The organism is Candidatus Pelagibacter communis (genome assembly GCF_001179985.1).
GTDB lineage: Bacteria > Pseudomonadota > Alphaproteobacteria > Pelagibacterales > Pelagibacteraceae > Pelagibacter > Pelagibacter ubique_J.
In genome coordinates this window covers 356,013-362,296 of sequence record NZ_CVSI01000058.1, presented here as the reverse complement: position 1 = coordinate 362,296, position 6,284 = coordinate 356,013, and the positions used below count along the sequence as shown (strand labels likewise).

Below are 6,284 nucleotides of genomic sequence, written 5' to 3'. Positions count from 1 at the left end.
AACATAATAAAATTATTATAGTTGATGGAAAAATTGAAAAAATCGATTTTAAGTTTGAAGATAAAGATAAAATTGAAATTTTAGTTGAACAGGGTGAAGAAACTATTAAAGAAAATATTAATTCACTAATTAACCTAAACAACGCTTTTTCCAATAAATTCTGTAAAATTATTATTAAAAAAAATTATAGTTTAAAAAAACCTTTAGCAATTTATCATTCAACAAATAAAAATACACAATCAAAAAATACTAATTCGAGAATTGATTTTAAGTTGGAGGAAAATGCATGTTTAAGACTTATTGACATTTTCAAAGAAAACTCAGAGAAAAATTTTCTTAATATTTATTATAATTTTGAATTAAGCAAATCATCTATATTAAAAAACTATAAAATAGATAAATCAATAAATAATAATGTTAAATATTCTTATAACCACGTTAAGCAAGAGGCTAACAGCATTTCTGAAACTTTTATATTATCTAGTGGTTCAAAATTTTTCAAAAATGAAATTAATTGTGATCTTCTAGGAAAGCATTCTTCAGCTTTTGTAAATGGAATTTTTGATTTAGATGATGAAAATCATCATGAAATAAAATCAAATATTAATCACCTGGTAGAAAATACTAAAAGTTATCAACTAGTAAAAAGTGTATTAGAGAAAAAATCTAAAGCAGTTTATCAGGGAAAAATTTTTGTAAATTCTGAGGCTCAAAAAACAGACGGTTATCAATTAAGTAATGCAATACTTTTAAGTGAGAATTCAGAGTTTAATGCTAAACCTGAATTAGAGATTTATGCTGATGATGTAAAATGTTCTCATGGATCCTCATCAGGAAGTCTAGATGAGAACTCAATATTTTATCTAATGTCTAGAGGATTAAATTATAAGGAAGCAAAAAAACTTCTTATCAATGGTTTTTTACTAGATGTAATTGAAAAAATAACAGATGAAGAGATTAAAAATCTAATTAAGAATTTATTGGGAGTTAAAGAATGAGCTTAAAAGATATTAAAAAAGAATTTCCTATCTTTAGTAATAAAATACAAAATAATGATCTTGTATATTTAGACAGTGCAAATTCCTCACAAAAACCCCAAGTAGTTGTAGACAGAATTTATGATTTCTATACTAAAGAATTCTCAAATGTTGGAAGAAGTATCCATTATCTAGCTGTTGCAGCTACTAATTTGTATGAGAATACAAGAACTTTAGTTCAAAAATATATTAATGCAAAAGATAAAAACGAAATAGTCTTTACTAAAGGTGCGACAGAGGCAATCAATTTAGTTGCTAATACATTTGGTCAAAAATATTTAAAAGAGGGTGATGAAGTTCTTCTTACAGAATTAGAACATCACTCAAACTATGTGCCTTGGCATTACCTTAGAAAATCAAACGGTGTCAAAATTAAATTTGCAGAAATGGATGAAAATGGAGATGTAACTTTAGAAACAATTGAAAAAAATATTACTGATAAGACAAAAATTATAGCTATCACCCACCTTTCAAACGTGACAGGTGCAATATTACCTGTAAAAGAAATTACAAAATTAGCACACTCAAAAAATATTCCAGTGTTAATTGATGGATGTCAAGGAGCACCTCATTTAAAGCTTGATATGCAAGATCTTGATTGTGATTTTTATGCAATCTCATGTCACAAAATGTATGGACCTACAGGATTAGGTATTTTGTATGCGAAAAAAAAATGGTTAGAAGAATTACCTCCGTATCAAGGTGGCGGTGGAATGATAAGAGAAGTCAAAAAAGAAGGAATTACATTTGGGGAATTACCAAATAAATATGAAGCTGGAACTATGGCAACTGCTCAAGTCATTGCATTTGGAGAGTCTATTAAGTTTATAAATAAAATTGGAATTGAAAACATTGAAAAACATGAGAGAGAATTAACTGTTTATGGTGAGGAAGTATTAAGAAAAAATAACTCTGTAAAACTTATTGGAAATCCTAAAGATAAAGGTTCAGTATTATCATTTACTTTAGACGGTGTTCATCCTCATGATATTGCAACTATTCTTGATGAAGATGGTGTTGCAATTAGAGCTGGCCATCATTGTTGTCAGATTTTGCATGAGAAACTAGGTTTGTCAGCAACAGCAAGAGCCTCATTAGGAGTATACAATACTAAAGAAGATTTAGATCAACTTAATGAATCATTAAATAAGTGTAAAAAAATATTTAGCTAACAATGGACTTAAAAGAGCTTTATCAAGAAATAATTTTAGATCACGGAAAAAACCCGAGAAATTTAGGTAAATTTGAAAATTTTAATAAAGATGCTGAGGGTTATAATCCTTTATGCGGGGATAAAGTTCACGTTTATTTAAAATTAAATGAGGATAAAGAAATTGAGGATATATCTTTTGAAGGGCATGGCTGTGCAATTTCAATGGCATCAGCATCAATAATGACTGAATTAATGAAAGATAAAAAAAATCCTGAGGTAAAAGAAATCTTAAATGATTTTTTAGATATGATCAAACAAAGTCCTGAATTAAAATCTCAATTAATCAAAGAAGACGAAAAAACTAAGCTAATGTCACTATCAGGAGTTAAACGATACCCAATGAGAGTAAAGTGTGCTACTATAGCTTGGCATGCTTTAGCTTCGGCTATGAATTATAAAAAAGATGAAAATAATAGTGAGAAATTTATTTAATCATGGAACTTAAAGAAAAAATTATAGGGGAGATCAAAAAAATCTACGATCCTGAAATACCAGTCAATATTTATGATCTTGGTTTAATTTACGATGTGAAAGTGGATGATAAAAATAATGTAGATGTAAAAATGACACTTACTACCCCTAACTGTCCAGTAGCAGAAAGTTTACCGATGGAAGTTGAAAACACAGTTAAAGAAGTTAAAGAAGTAAATAAAGTAAACTTAGAGTTGGTATGGGACCCACCTTGGGATAAATCAATGATTACAGAGGCAGGAAAATTAGAGCTAAATCTATGACACAAGTAATTAAATTAAGCGATAAAGCAGCTGATAGAATAAAAGAAATACTTTCAGAAAATAAAGATTCATTAGGTGTAAGGATTGGCGTAAAGAGTGGTGGTTGTGCAGGAATGTCTTACATCATGGAATATGCTAAAACTCAGCAACCAAATGATGAATTAATAGAAGACAAAGGCGTTAAAGTTTTTATAGACCCAAGTGCAATAATGTATCTTCTTGGAACAGAAATGGACTACAAAGTTGAGGAATTCTCATCTTCATTCGTATTCAATAATCCAAACGAAACTGAACGTTGTGGATGTGGTGAGTCTTTTAAAATATAATCGATTAACAGCTGTAATACATCTCAAATTCAATTGGATGTGGAGTATGTTCAAAATTATGAACTTCTTCCATCTTCAATGAAATGTATGCATCAATCTGGTCGTCTGTGAAAACACCACCTTCAGTTAAGAATTTTCTATCCTTATCTAAACTCTCCATTGCTTCTCTTAAAGAACCACAGACAGTTGGGATTTTACTTACTTCCTCCTCTGATAATGCATAGAGGTCTTTATCAAAAGATTTACCAGGATTAATTTTATTTTTAATTCCATCTAACCCAGCCATTAACATAGCAGCAAAAGTTAAGTAAGGATTTCCTGCTGCATCACCAAATCTGATTTCACATCTTGCAGCTTTTTTACTTAATGTTATTGGTATTCTGCATGAAGCTGATCTATTTCTTGCAGAATACGCTAATAATACTGGTGCTTCAAATCCAGGAATTAATCTCTTATAGCTATTAGTTGTAGCGTTAGAAAAAGCATTAATCGCTTTAGCGTGTTTTAAAATTCCTCCAATATAATTTAAAGCAAGATCCGAAAGTCCAGCATATTTATCTCCTGAAAATAATGCCTTATCACCTTTCCATATAGATTGGTGCACGTGCATCCCAGAACCATTATCACCTTTAACTGGTTTAGGCATAAATGTAGCTGTCTTACCAAATGAGTGAGATACCATGTGAACAGCATACTTATAAAGTTGCAAATTATCTGCTTGATCTACAAGTGTTCCAAAGTACATACCTAATTCGTGTTGGCTTGGTGCTACTTCATGGTGATGTTTTTCAACTTTAATACCCATGTCTTTCATAGCTTTTAAATATTCACTTCTCATATCTTGAGCACTATCAACTGGTGGCACTGGGAAATATCCGCCCTTAATACCAGGTCTGTGACCCATGTTTCCATTGTCATAGTCTTTACCTGTATTGTAAGGACCCTCTGTACTATCTATTTTAAAACCTGTTTCATTCATATCGTTTTTAAACTTAACGTCATCAAACACAAAAAATTCTGCCTCTGGACCAAAAAATGCTTTATCACCTATACCTGATTTTTTAAGATAGGCTTCAGCTTTTTTTGCTGTTCCTCTTGGATCTCTTTCATAAGGATCTTTTTTAATTGCATCTAAAATATCGCAAAAAATATTTAGAGTATTATGAGATGTAAAAGGATCTACAATTGCTCTTGATAAATCTGGTTTCAAAATCATGTCTGACTCGTTAATTGCTTTCCAACCAGCAATTGATGAACCATCAAAAAATATCCCTTCTTCTAACATATCGCCATCTACTACTTTGGCATCCATTGTTACATGTTGAAGTTTTCCTCTAGGATCTGTAAATCTTAGGTCTACGTATTCTATTTCTTTATCTTTAATTGTTTTAAGTACGTTATTTGCGCTCATAATGTTATCTCCAAATTTTCTGGATTAGTATCAAAAATAATTATAACTTAATCCTGATATAAATTAATATCTCCTATGTCATTTAAGCATAGGATTAAACATGAGAAATTACTTTTTTGCAAACAATCAAGGGTTGTAAATGAATTCAATTTTATCTAGTGAGGCAGTTATTAGAGTTCAAAAAGCTCTTAACGAATTCAATGACAATATTAAAATTATTATTTTGGAAAGCACAGCAAGAACAGCAAAAGATGCTGCAAATGCACTTAATTGTGAAATTGGGGCAATAGTTAAAAGTTTACTTTTAAAAGCTGATGATGGATTTATTTTATGTTTGATACCTGGCGATAAGAAATGTTCTTTAAATAAATTAAAAAAAATTATTTCAAAAAAAGATGTTTGTATGGCTGATGCAGATCAAGTCAAAGAAAACACAGGTTTTATTATCGGCGGCGTTTCACCAGTAGGTCATTTAAAAAAAATTGATGTTTTAGTCGATAAAACATTTGATAGATTTAAAGATGTTTTTGCTGCAGCAGGCCATCCAAATAGTATTTTTAAAATAAGTAATTTAGATCTTTTAAAAATTACTAATGGTAAAACTTTAGATATTTCAGAATGAGACAACCTAATTTAATTGACTATTCTTTACTTGTTTTTTTAGCTGTAATTTGGGCTTCAGCTTTTTTTAATATAAAAATTGCAACAGAATCTTTTGGACCAATAACCATTGCTTTTATAAGAGTTTTTTTAGGCTCAATTCCCTTGCTTATTTTATGCAGTGTTAAAAATATTAAAATTGAAGCATTTTCAAAAGATTGGCTTTGGTTTGCATCTATTGGATTTGTAAATCTTGTATTACCATTTTTTTTAATTGCTTATGGAGTTAAGCAAGTTCAAAGTAATTTAGCTGCAATATTAATGTCAACTTCACCTTTAACTTCAACACTATTAGCTCATGTATTTATAAAAAATGAGAAAATAAATCTCTTAAAAATTATTGGTGTTTCCGTTGGTTTTGCAGGTATAGTTTATCTATTTTCTGATGATTTTTTAATTAATGAAAACAACATCTTTTCTGCATTTTGTATATTGATGGGGTCTTTAGGCTACGTTATTGGCGGTATTTTAACTCTAAAAATAAGCAAGAAAAAAAACGAAAATGTTACAGCATCCATTTTAATTTGGGCTACAATAATTTTACTGCCAATATGTTTTATTTTAGAAAAACCCTGGAATTATAATCCATCGGTTAACTCGCTTATTTCAATAATTTACTTAGGTTTAATTACAACAGGATTGGCATGGGTTTTAAGATTTAAAGTATTAAAAGAAAATGGCTTAGTATTTCAGTCTCAAGTAGCTTATTTAATTCCTATTTTTGGAGTTGTTTTGGGATACATTTTTTTAGGAGAAATTATTACAGATAAAGTAATTATAGCGTTAGTTGCAATTATCCTTGGGATATATCTAGTAAAAAAATCTACGAAAAGAATTCCAATTAAAGTTTAATTTTAATTTTGATTCAACTTTAGGTTTTTCTGTGGTTTCACGTGAAATTGA

At 29.6% G+C, this 6,284-nt stretch carries 8 protein-coding genes; 7 read left to right on the top strand and 1 reads right to left on the bottom strand.

Annotated elements, in window-relative coordinates:
* The 5 genes from sufD to AMN80_RS04275 form a co-directional block, all read left to right on the top strand.
* The coding region (gene sufD / locus AMN80_RS04295) for a Fe-S cluster assembly protein SufD (protein WP_075520737.1) at positions 1–998 on the top strand (998 nt) is incomplete at its 5' end.
* Positions 995–2,209, top strand: coding sequence for an aminotransferase class V-fold PLP-dependent enzyme (locus AMN80_RS04290; protein WP_075520736.1), 1,215 nt, complete (start codon positions 995–997; stop codon positions 2,207–2,209). The genes sufD and AMN80_RS04290, both read left to right, overlap by 4 nt.
* A gap of 2 nt (positions 2,210–2,211) precedes the next feature.
* Positions 2,212–2,682, top strand: a complete 471-nt coding sequence (gene sufU, locus AMN80_RS04285) for a Fe-S cluster assembly sulfur transfer protein SufU (RefSeq protein ID WP_075520735.1) — start codon at positions 2,212–2,214, stop codon at positions 2,680–2,682.
* Positions 2,683–2,684: 2 nt separating this feature from the next.
* On the top strand, positions 2,685–2,984 hold the full coding sequence (locus tag AMN80_RS04280; protein WP_075520734.1) for an SUF system Fe-S cluster assembly protein: 300 nt from the start codon (positions 2,685–2,687) through the stop codon (positions 2,982–2,984).
* On the top strand, positions 2,981–3,310 hold the full coding sequence (locus AMN80_RS04275; RefSeq protein ID WP_075520733.1) for a HesB/IscA family protein: 330 nt from the start codon (positions 2,981–2,983) through the stop codon (positions 3,308–3,310). Before AMN80_RS04280 ends, AMN80_RS04275 begins: the two co-directional genes overlap by 4 nt.
* Positions 3,311–3,314: 4 nt before the next feature.
* Here AMN80_RS04275 and glnA read toward each other — a convergent pair whose 3' ends face one another.
* Positions 3,315–4,724: a type I glutamate--ammonia ligase gene (gene glnA, locus AMN80_RS04270; protein WP_075520732.1), complete on the bottom strand. Its 1,410-nt coding sequence runs from the start codon at positions 4,722–4,724 to the stop codon at positions 3,315–3,317.
* 136 nt (positions 4,725–4,860) lie between these two features.
* Here glnA and AMN80_RS04265 point away from each other — a divergent pair, with 136 nt between their 5' ends.
* Together AMN80_RS04265 and AMN80_RS04260 are read left to right on the top strand one after the other, a co-directional pair.
* Positions 4,861–5,343, top strand: a complete 483-nt coding sequence (locus AMN80_RS04265; protein WP_075520731.1) for a YbaK/EbsC family protein — start codon at positions 4,861–4,863, stop codon at positions 5,341–5,343.
* The gene (locus tag AMN80_RS04260; RefSeq protein WP_075520730.1) at positions 5,340–6,233 is read left to right on the top strand and encodes a DMT family transporter; all 894 of its coding nucleotides are present in this window, start codon (positions 5,340–5,342) and stop codon (positions 6,231–6,233) included. Before AMN80_RS04265 ends, AMN80_RS04260 begins: the two co-directional genes overlap by 4 nt.
* Positions 6,234–6,284 lie beyond the last annotated feature (51 nt).